This window comes from Pseudomonas japonica (genome assembly GCF_013522925.1).
GTDB classification, from domain to species: domain Bacteria; phylum Pseudomonadota; class Gammaproteobacteria; order Pseudomonadales; family Pseudomonadaceae; genus Aquipseudomonas; species Aquipseudomonas japonica_A.
Genome location: NZ_JAAMQU010000011.1, coordinates 134,062 through 149,408, shown reverse-complemented (window position 1 = coordinate 149,408; position 15,347 = coordinate 134,062). Strand labels below are relative to the sequence as shown.

At 62.9% G+C, this 15,347-nt stretch carries 14 protein-coding genes; 6 read left to right on the top strand and 8 right to left on the bottom strand.

Translation table 11 applies throughout. The features are described 5' to 3' along the window. Positions 1–54 precede the first annotated feature (54 nt). Both lptG and lptF read right to left on the bottom strand, forming a co-directional pair. Positions 55–1,116, bottom strand: coding sequence for an LPS export ABC transporter permease LptG (lptG, locus tag G7016_RS18110; protein ID WP_181117108.1), 1,062 nt, complete (start codon positions 1,114–1,116; stop codon positions 55–57). Continuing rightward, complete coding sequence (gene lptF / locus G7016_RS18105) at positions 1,113–2,231, bottom strand: LPS export ABC transporter permease LptF (protein WP_181117192.1); 1,119 nt, start codon at positions 2,229–2,231, stop codon at positions 1,113–1,115. Before lptF ends, lptG begins: the two co-directional genes overlap by 4 nt. A gap of 231 nt (positions 2,232–2,462) precedes the next feature. Between lptF and G7016_RS18100 the strand changes: the two genes are divergently transcribed. The 5 genes from G7016_RS18100 to rlmF all read left to right on the top strand — a co-directional run bounded on the left by G7016_RS18100 (position 2,463) and on the right by rlmF (position 8,813). Continuing rightward, positions 2,463–3,950, top strand: a complete 1,488-nt coding sequence (locus tag G7016_RS18100; RefSeq protein WP_181117107.1) for a leucyl aminopeptidase — start codon at positions 2,463–2,465, stop codon at positions 3,948–3,950. A gap of 44 nt (positions 3,951–3,994) precedes the next feature. Next, the gene (locus G7016_RS18095; protein ID WP_181117106.1) at positions 3,995–4,423 is read left to right on the top strand and encodes a DNA polymerase III subunit chi; all 429 of its coding nucleotides are present in this window, start codon (positions 3,995–3,997) and stop codon (positions 4,421–4,423) included. A 10-nt stretch (positions 4,424–4,433) separates the two neighbouring features. Then, a complete protein-coding gene (locus G7016_RS18090; protein ID WP_181117105.1) occupies positions 4,434–4,835 on the top strand; it encodes a DNA polymerase III subunit chi in 402 nt (133 codons plus the stop codon). 115 nt (positions 4,836–4,950) lie between these two features. Next, a complete protein-coding gene (locus G7016_RS18085) occupies positions 4,951–7,797 on the top strand; it encodes a valine--tRNA ligase (protein WP_181117104.1) in 2,847 nt (948 codons plus the stop codon). A gap of 77 nt (positions 7,798–7,874) precedes the next feature. Continuing rightward, positions 7,875–8,813, top strand: a complete 939-nt coding sequence (rlmF, locus tag G7016_RS18080) for a 23S rRNA (adenine(1618)-N(6))-methyltransferase RlmF (RefSeq protein ID WP_181117103.1) — start codon at positions 7,875–7,877, stop codon at positions 8,811–8,813. A gap of 53 nt (positions 8,814–8,866) precedes the next feature. Here rlmF and G7016_RS18075 read toward each other — a convergent pair whose 3' ends face one another. Further along, entirely contained in the window at positions 8,867–9,148 is a 282-nt protein-coding gene (locus G7016_RS18075; protein WP_181117102.1) for an HU family DNA-binding protein, read from the bottom strand. A gap of 413 nt (positions 9,149–9,561) precedes the next feature. Between G7016_RS18075 and yejK the strand changes: the two genes are divergently transcribed. Then, positions 9,562–10,569, top strand: a complete 1,008-nt coding sequence (yejK, locus tag G7016_RS18070; protein WP_181117101.1) for a nucleoid-associated protein YejK — start codon at positions 9,562–9,564, stop codon at positions 10,567–10,569. Positions 10,570–10,786: 217 nt separating this feature from the next. Here the strand turns inward: yejK and G7016_RS18065 are convergent, their stop codons facing one another. The 5 genes from G7016_RS18065 to G7016_RS18045 all read right to left on the bottom strand — a co-directional run bounded on the left by G7016_RS18065 (position 10,787) and on the right by G7016_RS18045 (position 15,337). Next, the gene (locus G7016_RS18065; protein ID WP_181117100.1) at positions 10,787–11,716 is read right to left on the bottom strand and encodes a glutathione S-transferase family protein; all 930 of its coding nucleotides are present in this window, start codon (positions 11,714–11,716) and stop codon (positions 10,787–10,789) included. 80 nt (positions 11,717–11,796) lie between these two features. Next, positions 11,797–12,084: a GIY-YIG nuclease family protein gene (locus G7016_RS18060; protein ID WP_181117099.1), complete on the bottom strand. Its 288-nt coding sequence runs from the start codon at positions 12,082–12,084 to the stop codon at positions 11,797–11,799. Beyond that, the gene (locus G7016_RS18055) at positions 12,077–13,318 is read right to left on the bottom strand and encodes a CynX/NimT family MFS transporter (RefSeq protein WP_181117098.1); all 1,242 of its coding nucleotides are present in this window, start codon (positions 13,316–13,318) and stop codon (positions 12,077–12,079) included. The genes G7016_RS18060 and G7016_RS18055 overlap by 8 nt, the downstream gene beginning before the upstream one ends. A 141-nt stretch (positions 13,319–13,459) precedes the next feature. Next, a complete protein-coding gene (locus G7016_RS18050; RefSeq protein WP_181117097.1) occupies positions 13,460–14,224 on the bottom strand; it encodes an amino acid ABC transporter ATP-binding protein in 765 nt (254 codons plus the stop codon). A gap of 15 nt (positions 14,225–14,239) precedes the next feature. Further along, the gene (locus tag G7016_RS18045; protein ID WP_181117096.1) at positions 14,240–15,337 is read right to left on the bottom strand and encodes an amino acid ABC transporter permease; all 1,098 of its coding nucleotides are present in this window, start codon (positions 15,335–15,337) and stop codon (positions 14,240–14,242) included. Positions 15,338–15,347: the final 10 nt, after the last annotated feature.

Sequence of the window (15,347 nt, the reverse complement as noted above, 5' to 3'; positions counted from 1 at the left end):
GCTGCGCCGGATGGCCGGCCCCGTTGCTCTACAGCAGCCAGGCCCGCCTCAGCCCTACCCTGCCCTGCGCAGCAACCAGGCCCCGGCCACGGCACATACAGCCGCGGGCAGTGCCACAGCCAACAGCGGCGGGAAGCCGAAGACCAGGCTGGATGGCCCAAGCAGGTCTTGAGCGATACGGAACACGAAGCCCACCAATACGCCGGTGAATACCCGCTGACCCAGCGTGACCGAGCGCAGCGGCCCGAAAATGAACGAGATCGCCATCAATACCAGTGCGGCAGTTACCAGGGGTTGCAATACCTTGGTCCAGAACGCCAGCCAGTACTTGCCGTTGTTCAGCCCCTGGGCGGTCAAGTAGTGGATGTAATCCCACAGGCCTGTAATCGACAAGGACTCAGGCGCCATGACTACAGTGCTCAGCAACTGCGGCGTAAGTGCCACGTCCCAGCGCAGAGTATCGGCGGGCACTACTTCAGTGTGGTCACCCTTGAACAGCGTGGTGGTGACTTCGCTGAGCTGCCAGTGATCCTGATCGTAGACCGCCTTGCGGGCGAAACTGGATTCAAGCAAGTGGCGCTGGTCATCGAACTCGTAACGGGTTACGCCATAGAGCAACCCGTTAGGCTGCACGGTATTGATATGGATGTACTCATTGCCTTGACGATGCCACAGGCCATGCTTGCCACTTTGCGCATCGCCCCCACCCTGTGCCAGCGAACGCGAGGCCTGGGCCTGGTCTTCGGCCGGCGGCGCGACGTACTCGCCGATCAACACGCCAGCCACCATCAACACCAGCATGGGCTTCATCACCGCCCACACAATGCGCGATACCGACACGCCGGCCGCACGCATGATGGTCAGCTCGCTGCTGCTGGCCAGGCTGCCCAGGCCAATGAGGCAACCGATCAACGCCGACATCGGCAGAAGCTCATACAGCCTGCGCGGCGCCGTGAGCAGCACATACCAGGCGGCGTCGCCCAGGGTGTAGGTATCGGTCAGGTCGCCCAGCTCGTCGATGAGCGCGAACAGTGTGGCCAGGCCCAGGATGATCCCCAGCACTGCCAGGATAGCGACGAAGACGCTGCGGCCGATGTAACCGTCGAGCTTTCTCATTTCGCCACCTCCGACCGGCTACGCTGGCGCGCGCGGGCAAGCCGCCACGGTTGCCACCCCATCATGCCCAGGCCGATCGCCAGGAAGAGTGCGTGCACCCACCAGATGCCGACCCCGATGGGCATGCGGCCCTTCTCCAGCGCGCTTCGCACGGAAATCAGAATGGTGAGGTACGCCATATACAGGAGGATCGCCGGTAGCAGCTTGAGGAAACGCCCCTGGCGCGGGTTCACCCTCGACAGCGGCACCGCCATCAGTGCCACGATGAACACCAGCAGGGGCAGCGACAGGCGCCACTGCAGCTCGGCGCGATCGCGCAGCTCACTGGAACCGAAGAGGCTGGCGGTAGGAATGGCCTCGCGCTCGGTGATTTCTTCGCTCACCTCTGGCTTGGGCAACATCACGCCGTAGGTGTCGTACTTGATTGCGCGGTAGTCTGGTTGGCCCGGGTTGCCGTCATAACGGTAGCCGTTCTCCAGAATCAGGTAGCGGTTGCCGTTGGGGTCCACTTCCTGGCGCCCCTTGTCGGCCACCAGCACGGAAATGCCACGGTCCTTCTTGCCGTCTTCGGAGGCGCGCTTCTCTGAAATGAATACACCGCCAAGGTTCACCCGGTCTTCCGAGAGTTCTTCGGTATAGGTGACCCGGGTGCCATCGCGCAGCATCTGGAAGCGGCCCGGTACCAGCGTATCGAACTCTGTGAGCGCGTCCTGCTGGTTGAGAATCTGCGCCACCCGCGCTACCCCCTGGGGCGCCAGGCCAAGGCTGAGCCAGGCAACCGCTGCTGCCACCACCGCCGCTGGAACCATGGTGATGCCAAGCAGGCGCCGCGGGCTCATGCCCGTCGCCGAGAGCACGGTCATTTCGCTTTCGAGGTACAGCCGGCCATACGCCAGCAGGATGCCCAGGAACAGGCCCAGCGGAAGAATGAGCTGGAGAAAGCCCGGCAGGCGATACCCCATGATCTGGAACAGCACCCCCGGATCCAGGGCACCGCTGGCCGCCTGGGCCAGGTATTTGATGAAGCGCCCGCTCATGATGATCACAAGCAACACGGCGCTGACAGCACTGAGCGTGACCAGTACTTCACGGGAGAGATAACGGAAAACGATCAAACCAGACACTCCGGGGTTACCAGCCTTGGCGGCCATGTGCCTGAGCGGCTTGCGCCCCAGGCCCGACGGAAAAAGTGCGCGCATTATCCTGTGAATGTGGGTGGCTGTCACTTCGCGAGCGCCAACGGGGTTGTCAGCGGCCGACGCGCAGGCTCAAACTGCGTGCTTATGCCTGCGCAAGCACGTGGCGCCACGCCGCGTTGAAGTCGAACTTTTGATTGGGGACGCTAAATGGAACTGCTTGTTAAAAGCGTGAATGCCGAAACGCTCAAGACCGCAACACTGGTGGTGCCGGTCAACGAAGGCCGTAGCTTGGGCGCCGTGGCCCGCAAGCTGGACGAGCAAAGCAATGGCGCCATCAGCGCGGTACTCAAGCGCGGCGACCTGGAAGGCAAACCCGGCCAGACCCTGCTGCTCCACAGCCTGCCAGGCCTGCGCGCCGAGCGCGTGCTGCTGCTGGGTGTGGGCAAAGAGGCCCTGGGGGACCGCGCATGGCGCAAGGCCGTGGGCGCCGCCATGAATGTGCTGAAAAACCTGGGCGGCAGCGAAGCCGCGCTGGCACTGGATGAAGTGTCGGTCACCAACCGTGACACCTACGGCAAGGTCCGCCTGCTGGCCGAGACCGTGCTGGACACCACCTATGTGTTCGAGCGCTACAAGAGCAAGAAAGCCGACCCTCGCGCACTGCAGAAGATCACCCTGATCACCGCCAAGGCCGACACTGCCGAAGTGGAGCGCGCCGTGCAGCATGCCCGCGCCATCGCGCTGGGGATGAGCCTCACCCGTGACCTGGGCAACATGCCGCCCAACGTGTGCCACCCGACCTTCCTGGGCGAGCTCGCCAAGGGCCTGGCCAAGGATCACAAGAACCTCAAGGTCGAGGTTCATGATGAGAAAAAGCTGCAGCAGCTTGGCATGGGTTCGTTCCTGGCCGTGGCCCAGGGCAGTGCGCAACCTCCGCGCCTGATCGTGGCCCAGTACCAGGGCGGCAAAAAGGGCGAGCAACCCTATGTACTGGTGGGCAAGGGGATCACCTTCGACACCGGTGGCATCAGCATCAAGCCCAGCGCCAACATGGATGAAATGAAGTTCGACATGTGCGGCGCCGCCAGCGTGTTCGGCACCCTGCGCGCCGTGCTGGAACTGCAATTGCCGATCAACCTGGTATGCCTGATGGCCTGCGCCGAGAACATGCCCAGCGGCACGGCTACCCGGCCCGGCGATATCGTGGAAACCATGAGCGGCCAAACCGTGGAAATCCTCAACACCGACGCCGAAGGCCGCCTGGTGCTGTGTGACGCCCTCACCTACGCCGAGCGTTTCAAGCCCAAGGCCGTGGTAGACGTGGCCACCCTTACCGGCGCCTGTGTGGTTGCGCTGGGCGGGCATACGTCCGGCCTGCTGGGTAACAATGACGGGCTGATCGCCGATCTGTTGTCCGCTGGCCGCCGCGCCGACGACCGCGCCTGGCAGCTGCCGTTGTTCGACGAATACCAGGAGCAACTGGACAGCCCCTTCGCCGACATCGCCAACATTGGTGGCCCGAAGGCTGGCACCATCACCGCGGCCTGCTTCCTGTCGCGCTTCGCCAAGAGCTACGACTGGGCGCACCTGGACATCGCCGGTACGGCGTGGCTCAGCGGTGGCAAGGATAAAGGCGCCACGGGCCGCCCGGTTCCACTGCTCACCCAATACCTGCTCGACCGCGTCGCCGGCTAAGGCGCTCCCCCCGGCGGACCTGCCGCCGGGGAGGCACGTGAACCATGACCCAGGTCGACTTCTATATTCTTCCCAGCCCGTTGGCCTCGGCGCGGCTGGATTTTGCCTGCAAGCTCGCCGAAAAAGCCTGGCGCCTCGGGCATCAGGTGCACCTGCATTGCGCTGACGAAAGCCAGCGCAATGAGCTCGATGCCCGGTTGTGGGCGTTCAAGGGCGAAAGCTTCGTGCCGCACAGCAAGGCGCAGGACCTGTCCCTGGCGCCGGTTACCCTGGGCATTGGAGAGCCGACCAACGCCAGCGGCGAGCTGCTGATCAACCTCACCCTGGCAGTGCCGCCCTTCGTGGCGCGTTTTGCGCGCGTAGCGGAGATCGTCACCGCCGACCCACCCGTGCGCGAGCAGGCCCGGGACAATTTCCGTTTCTATCGCGAACAGGGCTATCCTCTGCAGGATCATCGCCTGACGCGTATTTGAGTTTTCCTTGATGGATAAGCCAACCCCTTTGCCCGACTCCACCCAACTTCTGGACGACCTCGAGTCGATCCGCCGCCTGCTGGGGGACGATTCGCTGGAACCGCCAGTGCTTACCGAGACCATTGACGGCCCTGAGCAGGAGGCCATCCCGCTGTTGTTCGAAGCGGTCGATGAACCCGAGCTGGAAACGGCCGATGTACCGGTACTGGTGGAAGTCGCGCCAGCAGCCGTGACAACGCCGGAGCAGAACCGCCAGGACACGCTGCTTCATCTGGACCTGGAATTGCGCGAGGCCGCTCGAAAGATCATGCAGGACGTGATCGACGACTTCGCGCCCCATATCGAGACCGAGATCAAGCGTCGGCTCGAGGCGCGCATGCAGCGGCTGCTGGATCAACCGCCAGCACACTGAAGCTCTATACGTTGACCCCCGGTCACAGGCGCGGCCCGCCCGCTACACACACAATCGCCCTTCCCGTTATACTGTTCGGCTTTCCGAATCGTTGCCTTACAGGGCCCTGCCGCGCATGGACAAGACTTACCAGCCGCACGCCATCGAAACGTCCTGGTACCAGACCTGGGAAGCGCAGAACTACTTCGCGCCCCAGGGCTCTGGCCAGCCATACACCATCATGATCCCGCCGCCGAACGTGACCGGCAGCCTGCACATGGGCCATGGTTTCAACAATGCGATCATGGACGCGCTGATCCGCTTCCGCCGGATGCAGGGCCGCAATACCCTGTGGCAGCCGGGCACCGACCACGCTGGCATCGCCACCCAGATGCTGGTAGAGCGTCAACTCGAGGCCAAAGGCCAGAGCCGCCATGACCTGGGCCGCGAGCGGTTCCTGGAAAAGGTGTGGGAATGGAAGAACGAATCCGGTGGCAACATCAGCCGGCAAATTCGCCGCCTCGGCTCGTCGGTGGACTGGTCGCGCGAGCGCTTCACCATGGACGACGGCCTGTCTGAAGCGGTCAAGGAAGCCTTCGTGCGCCTGCACGAGGATGGCCTGATCTACCGCGGCAAGCGCCTGGTGAATTGGGACACCAAGCTGCACACCGCCATTTCCGACCTCGAAGTGGAAAATCACGACGAGAAGGGGTTCCTGTGGAACCTGCGCTACCCCCTCGCCGACGGTGCTGTTACCGCTGAGGGCAATGGGTTCCTGGTGGTTGCCACTACTCGCCCGGAGACCATGCTGGGTGACGTGGCGGTTGCCGTGAACCCGGGCGACGAGCGTTACCAGGCACTGATCGGCAAGTTCGTCGAGCTGCCGCTGGTGGGCCGGCGCATCCCGATCATCGCCGACGATTATTGCGACCCGGCCTTCGGCACCGGTTGCGTGAAGATCACCACCGCCCACGATTTCAACGACTACGAAGTCGGCAAGCGGCACAACCTGCCCTTGCTCAACATCTTCGACAAGAGCGCCCAGGTACTACCGGCGCTGCAGGCGTTCAACCTCGACGGTTCGGTCAACGACCAGATCGCCACCGAGCTGCCCGCGGCCTACGCCGGCCTGGACCGCTTCGAAGCTCGCAAGCGCATCGTCGCCGACTTCGACGCGGCCGGTTTGCTGGTGAGCGTGGATGACCACGCCCTCAAGGTGCCGAAAGGTGACCGTTCCGGCACGGTAATCGAGCCGTGGCTGACGGACCAGTGGTACGTGTCTACCAAGCCATTGGCCGAGCCGGCCATCGCTGCGGTGGAAGACGGCCGCATCCAGTTCGTGCCCAAGCAGTACGAAAACATGTACTACTCCTGGATGCGCGACATTCAGGATTGGTGCATCAGCCGCCAGCTCTGGTGGGGCCACCGGATACCAGCCTGGTACGACGAAAGCGGCCAGGTGTATGTAGGCCGCAGCGAAGCCGAAGTGCGCGAGCGCCATAACCTGGGCGCGGACGTGAAGCTGGAGCAGGACAACGACGTACTGGACACCTGGTTCAGTTCGGGCCTGTGGACCTTCTCCACGCTGGGCTGGCCGGAACAAACCGAGTTCCTGAAAACCTTCCACCCCACCGACGTGCTGGTCACGGGCTTCGATATCATTTTCTTCTGGGTCGCCCGGATGATCATGCTGACGATGCACCTGGTGAAAAACCCTGACGGCACGGCCCAGGTCCCGTTCAAAACCGTGTACGTGCACGGCCTGGTGCGCGACGGCCAGGGCCAGAAGATGTCCAAGTCCAAGGGCAACGTGCTGGACCCGTTGGACATCGTCGACGGCATCACACTGGACGCACTGCTGGACAAGCGTACCAGTGGCCTGATGCAGCCCAAGCTGGCCGACAAGATCGCCAAGCAAACCCGTGCCGAATTCCCTGAAGGGATCGACAGCTACGGCACCGACGCCTTGCGCTTCACCTTCTGCTCGCTGGCTTCCACGGGCCGCGACATCAAGTTCGACATGGGCCGGGTCGAGGGTTACCGCAACTTCTGCAACAAGATCTGGAACGCCGCCCGCTACGTGCTGGACAAGGGCGAGGACTGCGGCCAGAACGGCGAGGCGTTCGAGCTGTCGCTGGCCGATCGCTGGATCATTTCCCAGCTGCAGCGTACCGAAGCCGAGGTCACCCGGCAGCTGGACCAGTTCCGCTTCGACCTGGCGGCCCAGGCGCTGTACGAGTTCATCTGGAACCAGTACTGCGACTGGTACCTGGAACTGTCCAAGCCCGTGCTGTGGGACGAGACCGCCCCGGTAGAGCGCCAGCGTGGCACCCGCCGCACACTGGTACGGGTGCTGGAAGTCGCGCTGCGCCTGGCACACCCGTTCATGCCGTTCATCACCGAAGAGATCTGGCAGCGCCTGGCGCCTCTCGCTGGCGCAACCGGCCAGACCATCATGCTGCAGCCCTGGCCGGTCGCAAACGAGGAGCGCATCGACGAAGCCGCCGAGCGTGACATCGAGTGGGTCAAGGAGCTGATGCTGGGTGTGCGCAACATCCGTGGCGAGATGAACATCGGCCCTGGCAAGCCTTTGCACCTGTACCTGAAAAACGCCAGCGCCGAGGATCGTCGTCGCCTCGAGGAAAACCAGCACCTGCTGCGCAAGCTGGCGAAGATCGAAGCGTTCACCGTACTGGAAGCCGCCGATGAGGCCCCGCTGAGCGCCACCGCGCTGGTGGGCGAGCTCGAAGTGCTGGTACCCATGGCCGGGCTGATCGACAAGGACGCCGAGCTGGGGCGTTTGAACAAGGAAATCCAGCGCCTTCAGGGCGAGGTCCAGCGCGTGGGCGGCAAGTTGTCCAATGCGTCCTTCGTGGATAAGGCACCGCCTGCGGTGATCGACAAGGAACGCGCCAAGCTGGCCGAGGCGGAACAGGCCCTGGCCAAACTGGCTGATCAGCACGCCCGTATCAGCGCGCTCTGATGCCCTCGTCGCGGCGGGTGCGCTTCACCATTGTGTGAAAGCGCACCCGCCGCGCATTTTTTTCAGCGAACGTATCAATGAAACCAACGCTTCATCCCCGTAACCGGCATCAAGGCCGTTATGATTTCCCGCGCTTGATTCAGGGCACGCCTGAGCTGAGCCAGTACGTCATCCTCAACCCCTATGGCAAGGAAAGCATCGACTTCGCCGACCCAGCCGCGGTGCGAGTCTTCAACCGTGCCTTGCTCAAATCCCTGTACGGCATCGCCTTCTGGGACATCCCGGAAGGTTACCTGTGTCCGCCCGTGCCGGGCCGGGCCGATTATGTGCACGGCGTCGCCGACCTGCTCGCCCAGGATCAGGGCGGCGCCCTACCCACCGGCGCGCAGGTGCGTGCGCTGGACATCGGCACCGGGGCCAACTGCATTTACCCCCTGCTGGGTCATCTGGATTACCGCTGGCGCTTCATGGGTTCGGATATCGACCCAGTGGCGCTGGGGTCGGCGCAGGCCATCGTCCAGGCCAACAAGCTGAGCAAGGCCATCGAGCTGCGCCGTCAGGCTCAACCGGCGCATATCCTGGAAGGGTTGCTGCTGCCTGAGGAACGCTTCGCGGTGACCCTGTGCAACCCGCCCTTCCATGCCAGCCCTCAGGAAGCGATCGCCGGGAGCCAGCGTAAATGGCGCGCGCTGGGCAAGGCTGACCCCAGCCGCAAACTGCCGGTGCTCAACTTCGGCGGCCAACAGAACGAGTTATGGTGTGAAGGCGGCGAGATCCGCTTCGTGAGCCAGCTGATCGATGAAAGCGTTGCCTGTGGGCAACGTATCGGCTGGTTCACCTGCCTGGTGTCCAAGGCAGGCAACCTCCCGCCGCTGCAGGCACGTATCGCCCGGGCGGGTGCGCTGGATACCCGAGTGGTTGCCATGGGGCAGGGACAGAAGCAAAGCCGCTTCCTGGCATGGACGTTCCAGACACCAGAGCAGCGCAGGCACGGCATCGCGCCAGGCAAAGCATAATACCTGCGAAAAAAAACCGCGCTCAGGGCGCGGTTTTCTTCGCAACGCTCAACTTACTTGTTGATAGCGTCGGTCAGCACCTTGGCAGGCACGAACTTTACGACTTTCTTTGCAGCGATTTCGATGGCAGCACCGGTGGATGGGTTACGGCCAGTGCGTGCAGGACGCTCGGTAACTTTCAGCTTGCCGATACCCGGCAGAGTGATTTCGCTGCCGTTTTCCAGCTGGTCGGCAACGATCTGGCCGAGTTGCTCGAGCGCGTTCTTGGCGGTGGCCTTGGGTGCGTCTACGGCTTCGGCGATGTCAGCGATCAGTTGGTCTTTGGTAAGTGCCATTGTGGTGTTCCTTCCCTTTCAAATTCGTATGGGTTGCCAGAGCAACGTCAGCCGTCGGACCGGCCCTCGTGGGGCCCGGCGTATGGGGTACAGCCACGCCAATCGGCAATGTAGATGCCCATCGCGTTGTTTGGTTCGCGCTGACGGCCACTGATAAGTGGGCTAACGCCGGGGCCATCGAGCGAAGCCGTTGGCACACCAGCGCAAGAGCCGGCAAAACTAGCACAGAGCCAGATAAATATCCGCCACTATGGCGGTAAATATTCGTGTTTATTGGGGTTTTGGCTAAAAAACAGGCAAAAATCGCAGGGCTGGCGACAGAGTGTCGCAGCACTCACTTGCTCAAGGGCGTGACTCCCCCACCTCGGCACTTACGGTACACTTGGCGTTTTTCCGCTATTCCAGAGACGTCCATGCCGATCCGTCATTGCATTGTTCACCTGATCGACAAAAAGCCCGACGGCACCCCCGCCGTGCTGCATGCCCGTGACCAGGCGCTGGAGCATACCCAGGCGCTGGACGACATGCTCGCCGACCTCAACGAAAGCTATAACGCCAAGCAAGGCAAGGCGTGGGGGTTTTTCCATGCCGAATCCGGCGCCTACCCGTTCAGTGGCTGGCTAAAAGCCTACCTCGAAGAAGAGCAGGATTTCACCGCCTTCAGCCGCGTTGCGGTGGAACATCTGCAAAAGCTCATGGAAGAGTCCAACCTTTCCGTGGGCGGACATGTGTTGTTCGCCCACTACAACCAGGGCATGACGGATTACCTGGCCATTGCCTTGCTGCACCATAGCGATGGCGTGGCGGTGACCGACGAACTGGATGTAACGCCTTCCCGTCATCTGGACCTGGGTCAGCTGCACCTTGCCGCCCGGATCAACCTGTCCGAATGGAAGAACAACCAGCAATCGAAGCAGTACATCTCGTTCATCAAGGGCAAGAACGGCAAGAAGGTCTCGGACTACTTCCGGGACTTCATCGGCTGCCAGGAAGGGGTGGACGGCCCGGGTGAAACCCGCACCCTGCTCAAGGCTTTCAGCGACTATGTGGAAAGCGAAGACCTGCCCGAGGAAGCCGCCCGCGAGAAAACCAAGACCCTTGTGGACTACGCCACCAGCCAGACCCGCATGGGCGAGCCCGTGGAACTGCAGGAGCTGTCCGGGCTGATCGACGAAGACCGCCCGCGTGCGTTCTATGAGCACATACGCAACAAGGATTACGGCCTGTCCCCGGAGATTCCAGCGGATAAACGCACCCTGAACCAGTTCCGCAAGTTCACCGGCCGCGCCGAGGGGCTGTCCATCAGCTTCGAAGCCCACTTGCTGGGCTCCAAGATCGAATACGACGAGGCGGCCGGCACCCTGACCATCAAGGGCCTGCCAACCCAGCTGACGGACCAGCTCAAGCGCAGGAAGGATTGACCAGCTTACTGTTCTGGGTTCGAGAGCGTACCTGTAGGAAGCGGGCGCAGCTCGCAAATAGCTTGGGAGATCAGATAGGCTCGATGTCCAGGGGGCATTCGACGATTCGCGAGCTCCGCCTGCGGCTGCGCCCAACTCCCACCACGCTGGCGGCGTTCAATCGATCTGTTGGAAGCCTCCAAACCTGCTTCCAACAGGTTAGAGGCGTCCTCGAAATTCAAGCCTTGATAGCGAACCCCATCCGCGGGAAGTGCACGTGCACAACGCCTGCACGTTCGTCCTCACGGCGCACTACGATTTCTTCGCGATCGCAGTACACCAGCTCACCGGCAACGGCGTCCACGCCGTAGTCCGTGGCTGCAACGCTTACCTTGTCGCCTGCCTTGAAGCCACTCGGGTCCACGAAGTCGATCTCGGCGAAGGTGGCCGGCGTGGCGGCCTTGGCGATTTCAAGCGCTTCGGCGCTGCTCAATTCGGTGGGGGTGCCATGGCCGATGGCAAGCACGCGCTGCAGCCATGCCGAGACGTTCGGGTAGCTGTCCACCAGGCCTGAAGTCACCGGCGTACCTTTCAAGAACCAGAAGGTATGCGCGAGGGCAAAGTCCGCATGGCTGGGCTCGCCGAACAGAAACTCGCCGCCCGCGCTCAACTGTTCCTCCACGCGGCCGATGATCACCGGCCACTGATGGCGAGCGGTTTCGATCGGCAAACGGCTGGCGGTGCCGCCGCTGAACAGCCGCGCACGGTCGGCCAGGAACGCATTGCGTTGCTCCTCGGTGAAGCGTGAGAAGCGCATGGCGGCGGATTCGGGTTGGAACACAAAGCTGACAGCGTGCTGAAACACCACCGAGTCCGCCCAACCGGCGAAGGTCGCCACTACCGCTTCCTTGCCCTTGGGGAACAGCGCAGGGGTTGGCTGCAGCTTGTCCAGCTGGCGCGCAATCAAAGCGGTGTCGCAATACACGTCGGCGCCAATCTGCAGTACCGGCGTTTTCCGGTAACCGCCGGTAAGGGGCATGAGGTCTGGCTTGGGCATCATCGGCGGGATGATGACCGAGTGCCAGGCAAGGCCCTTGAACCCCAGCATCAGGCGGGTTTTCTCGGCGAAGGGAGACGTCGGGTAGTGGTGCAGGATCGGTGCAGTCATTGCGGTATCCAGGCAGGTGTGAGGTGGGTCAGCTTAGCGCTACCGCACCAGCACGCCTACCCACCTCTCGTGATCCGCTGTCATTCGCCCGGGCTATGGCCGCTTTGCCAGGAGAGGGCCATGGCTTCCTTGACGCGCTTGGGCAGCCGCTTGATGGCGCGTTCGGTTCGCAGCGCCTCGCCTTTCTCCTCGCAGGGGTGGATATACACCAGCGCCACTGCAGGGCTGGACCGGAAGAATCGGGCACCCTTGCCGCTCTGATGCGCGGCGAAGCGCTTGTGAGGGTCGTTGGAAATGCCGCAGTACAGGGCGCCATTGGCCGCCCGTACCAGGTAAACGAACCACGGCGCGATCGCGGCCTCAGCCATCGATGCGCTCGCTGCGTACCGCAACCAGCCGAGCCCGCCCGGCACCCATGCCCGCGACAGTCGCACCCAGGCCGATCGCCCCGAACACCCAGCCCATCGCCGACCAGCCGCCGGTAAGGTCATGCACAACCCCGACTGCCAGCGGGCCCATGGACGCGAGCGTGTAACCGAAGCCCTGAGCCATGCCCGACAGGCTGGCGGCGACGTGGGCATCCGGGGAGCGCAGCACAATCAGCGTAAGCGCCACGGCGAATACCCCACCCTGCCCCAGGCCGAGCACCACGGCCCAGCCCCACAAACCGCTCAATGGCGCATACAGGCAGCCGAACAACCCCACCAGGCTCAAGCCCATCACGACGAGAATAGCCAGGCGCTGGTCCCGCCCCCGCGTTGCCAGCCACGGCGCGCTGAGCGAACTGGCCAGTTGCACGATGATCGAGCCGGACGTTACCAACCCTGCCTCGGCAGCGGACAGGCCGCGATCGATCAATATGGACGGCAACCAGCCGAACACGATGTACGCCAGCGAAGACTGCAGCCCCATGAACAGGGTGACCTGCCAGGCAAGCGGGTCGCGCAGCAACCCTTTCACCCGGTAAGCGGCGCGCCGCGCGTGCTGGCCGGAACGGGTTTGCGGAAACCAGGCGATCGCGGCGATAAGCACCGGCACCAGCCATACGCCCAGCCCCAGGCGCCAGCTGTCGCCGAATGCCTCGCTCAACGGCACGCTCGAGCCGGCCGCCAGTGCCGCCCCCAGGCACAGGGCCATGGTGTACACGCCGGTCATGGTGCCGGCATGGGCCGGGAAATCCCGTTTGACGATGCCAGGCAACAGCACCCCGATAATGCCGATACTGGCGCCCGCCACTACGCTGCCGGCAAACAGCCCGCTTACGCCAAACTGGGTACGCAACAGAATGCCCGCAGCCAGCAGGAGCAGTATCCCGCCAACGGTGCGTTCAGGGCCGAAACGGCGAGCCAGCAAAGGCGCCAACGGCGCAAATACGCCCAGGCAGAACACCGGCAAGGTGGTGAGCAACCCGGCCACGGCCGCGCTGAGCCCCAAATCCTCAGACACTCGATGCAACAACGGGGACAAGCTCGACAACGCTGGGCGCAGGTTCAGGGCGACCAATACCAGCGCGCCGATCAACAGGGCGGCACGCCCGCGCGTGGAGGAAATGGAATGCGCCTGAGTAGCGGTGGCGTCAGGCGTAGGGGTGTCGGCAGGCATAAAGGCTCGGCTGGGCAGATTTATTTAGATACAAACAGCCCAGCACTTTACGCTTGCCAAAGGAAGTGGATCAACTGGTCAAAACCTGGATGGGCGCCCTGTCGCGGCAATCCTTAACCGCGACGGGAGCATCCTCAGGGATCAATGAATGATCTGGCTCAGGAACAACCGCGTACGGTCGCTTTGCGGGCGATCGAAGAAGTCGTCCGGCGCGGCCTGTTCAACGATCTCGCCCTTGTCCATGAAAATCACCCGGTTGGCCACAGTCCGCGCAAAGCCCATTTCGTGGGTTACGCACAGCATGGTCATGCCGTCTTCGGCCAGGCCGATCATCGTGTCGAGCACTTCCTTCACCATTTCCGGGTCCAGCGCGGAGGTCGGCTCGTCGAACAGCATGATCTTGGGTTTCATGCACAGCGCACGGGCGATGGCCACCCGCTGCTGCTGGCCACCGGAAAGCTGCCCAGGGAACTTGTGCGCCTGCTCCGGGATGCGCACGCGCTCCAGGTAATGCATGGCGATTTCCTCGGCCTGACGCTTTGGCATCTTGCGTACCCACATGGGCGCCAGGGTGCAGTTCTGCAGGATGGTCAGGTGTGGGAAGAGGTTGAAGTGCTGGAACACCATGCCCACTTCCCGGCGGATCGCCTCGATCTGCTTAAGGTCGTTGGTCAGCTCTACGCCATCCACCACGATGCTGCCCTGCTGGTGTTCTTCCAGCCGGTTGATGCAGCGGATGGTGGTCGATTTGCCCGAACCCGACGGGCCGCACAGCACGATACGCTCGCCTTGGCGCACGTTGAGGTTGATGTCCTTGAGCACGTGGAACTGGCCGTACCACTTGTTCACACCGGTCATGCGAATAATGCCTTCAGCGCCGGCGGGTTGCTTGATGGGGTCGTTCATGTTCTCTCCTGACGCTTAGCGCTTGTGACCGGTGTCCAGCTTGTGCTCCAGGTGTATGGAGTAGCGGGACATGCCGAAACAGAAAATCCAGAACACCAGGGCGGCGAATACATAGCCCTCGGTGGCCATACCGAGCCATTTGGGATCGGCGGCGGCTTGCTTGACGCTGTTGAGCAGGTCGAACAGGCCAATGATGATGACAAGGCTGGTGTCCTTGAACAGCGCAATGAAGGTGTTCACCAGGCCGGGAATCACCAGCTTGAGCGCCTGCGGGAGCACCACCAGGCCCATGCTGCGCCAGTAGCCCAGGCCCATGGCGGAAGCGGCTTCGTACTGGCCCTTGGGGATAGCCTGCATGCCGCCGCGCACAACTTCGGCCACATAGGCGGACTGGAACAGGATCACCCCGATCAGCGCCCGCAGCAGTTTGTCGAAGTTCATGCCTTCGGGCAGGAACAACGGCAGCATCACCGAAGACATGAACAGCACGGTAATCAGCGGCACGCCGCGCCAGAACTCGATGAAGGTCACGCACACCACCTTCACCGCCGGCATCTTGGAGCGCCGGCCCAGCGCAAGGATGATGCCCAGCGGCAAGGCGCCGGCGATGCCGACCGTGGCGATCACCAGCGTGAGCATCAGGCCGCCCCACTGGCTGGTGGGCACAGTAGCCAGGCCGAAGACGCCGCCATGCAACAGGCACCAGGCAATGATCGGGTACAGGATCAGGAAGGCGATCCCGTACTTGACCTTCTTCGGCACCTTGGGAATGAACAGCGGCGCCGCCCCGATCACGGCCAGCCACACCGTGAGGTCTACGCGCCAGCGCAGCGCGGAGGGGTAGTAGCCATACATGAACTGGCCGATCCGCTGTTCGATGAACACCCAGCACGCGCCGGCTTTGGTGCAGTCTTCGCGAACGGTGCCCACCCAGTTGGCATCGAAGATCGCCCAGCTAAGCACGGGCGGCACGATCAGCCAGATGAGGTACAGGGCAAGCAGCGTGAGTAGGGTATTGAACCAGCCGGAAAACAGGTTGGCGCGCATCCAGGCGACGGCACCCACGGCTTTCACGGGTGGCGGCTGGTCGGGCTTGAAAACATGAGTAGTCATATGCAGGTCC

Coding starts and splice junctions, on each gene's coding strand:
- G7016_RS18055 (WP_181117098.1), bottom strand. CDS start 13,318: ATGCCTGCCGACACCCCTACGCCTGACGCCACCGCTACTCAGGCGCAT.
- G7016_RS18050 (WP_181117097.1), bottom strand. CDS start 14,224: ATGAACGACCCCATCAAGCAACCCGCCGGCGCTGAAGGCATTATTCGC.
- yejK (WP_181117101.1), top strand. CDS start 9,562: ATGCCGATCCGTCATTGCATTGTTCACCTGATCGACAAAAAGCCCGAC.
- G7016_RS18090 (WP_181117105.1), top strand. CDS start 4,434: ATGGATAAGCCAACCCCTTTGCCCGACTCCACCCAACTTCTGGACGAC.
- G7016_RS18060 (WP_181117099.1), bottom strand. CDS start 12,084: ATGGCTGAGGCCGCGATCGCGCCGTGGTTCGTTTACCTGGTACGGGCG.
- rlmF (WP_181117103.1), top strand. CDS start 7,875: ATGAAACCAACGCTTCATCCCCGTAACCGGCATCAAGGCCGTTATGAT.
- G7016_RS18075 (WP_181117102.1), bottom strand. CDS start 9,148: ATGGCACTTACCAAAGACCAACTGATCGCTGACATCGCCGAAGCCGTA.
- G7016_RS18085 (WP_181117104.1), top strand. CDS start 4,951: ATGGACAAGACTTACCAGCCGCACGCCATCGAAACGTCCTGGTACCAG.
- G7016_RS18100 (WP_181117107.1), top strand. CDS start 2,463: ATGGAACTGCTTGTTAAAAGCGTGAATGCCGAAACGCTCAAGACCGCA.
- G7016_RS18045 (WP_181117096.1), bottom strand. CDS start 15,337: ATGACTACTCATGTTTTCAAGCCCGACCAGCCGCCACCCGTGAAAGCC.
- lptG (WP_181117108.1), bottom strand. CDS start 1,116: ATGAGAAAGCTCGACGGTTACATCGGCCGCAGCGTCTTCGTCGCTATC.
- G7016_RS18095 (WP_181117106.1), top strand. CDS start 3,995: ATGACCCAGGTCGACTTCTATATTCTTCCCAGCCCGTTGGCCTCGGCG.
- G7016_RS18065 (WP_181117100.1), bottom strand. CDS start 11,716: ATGACTGCACCGATCCTGCACCACTACCCGACGTCTCCCTTCGCCGAG.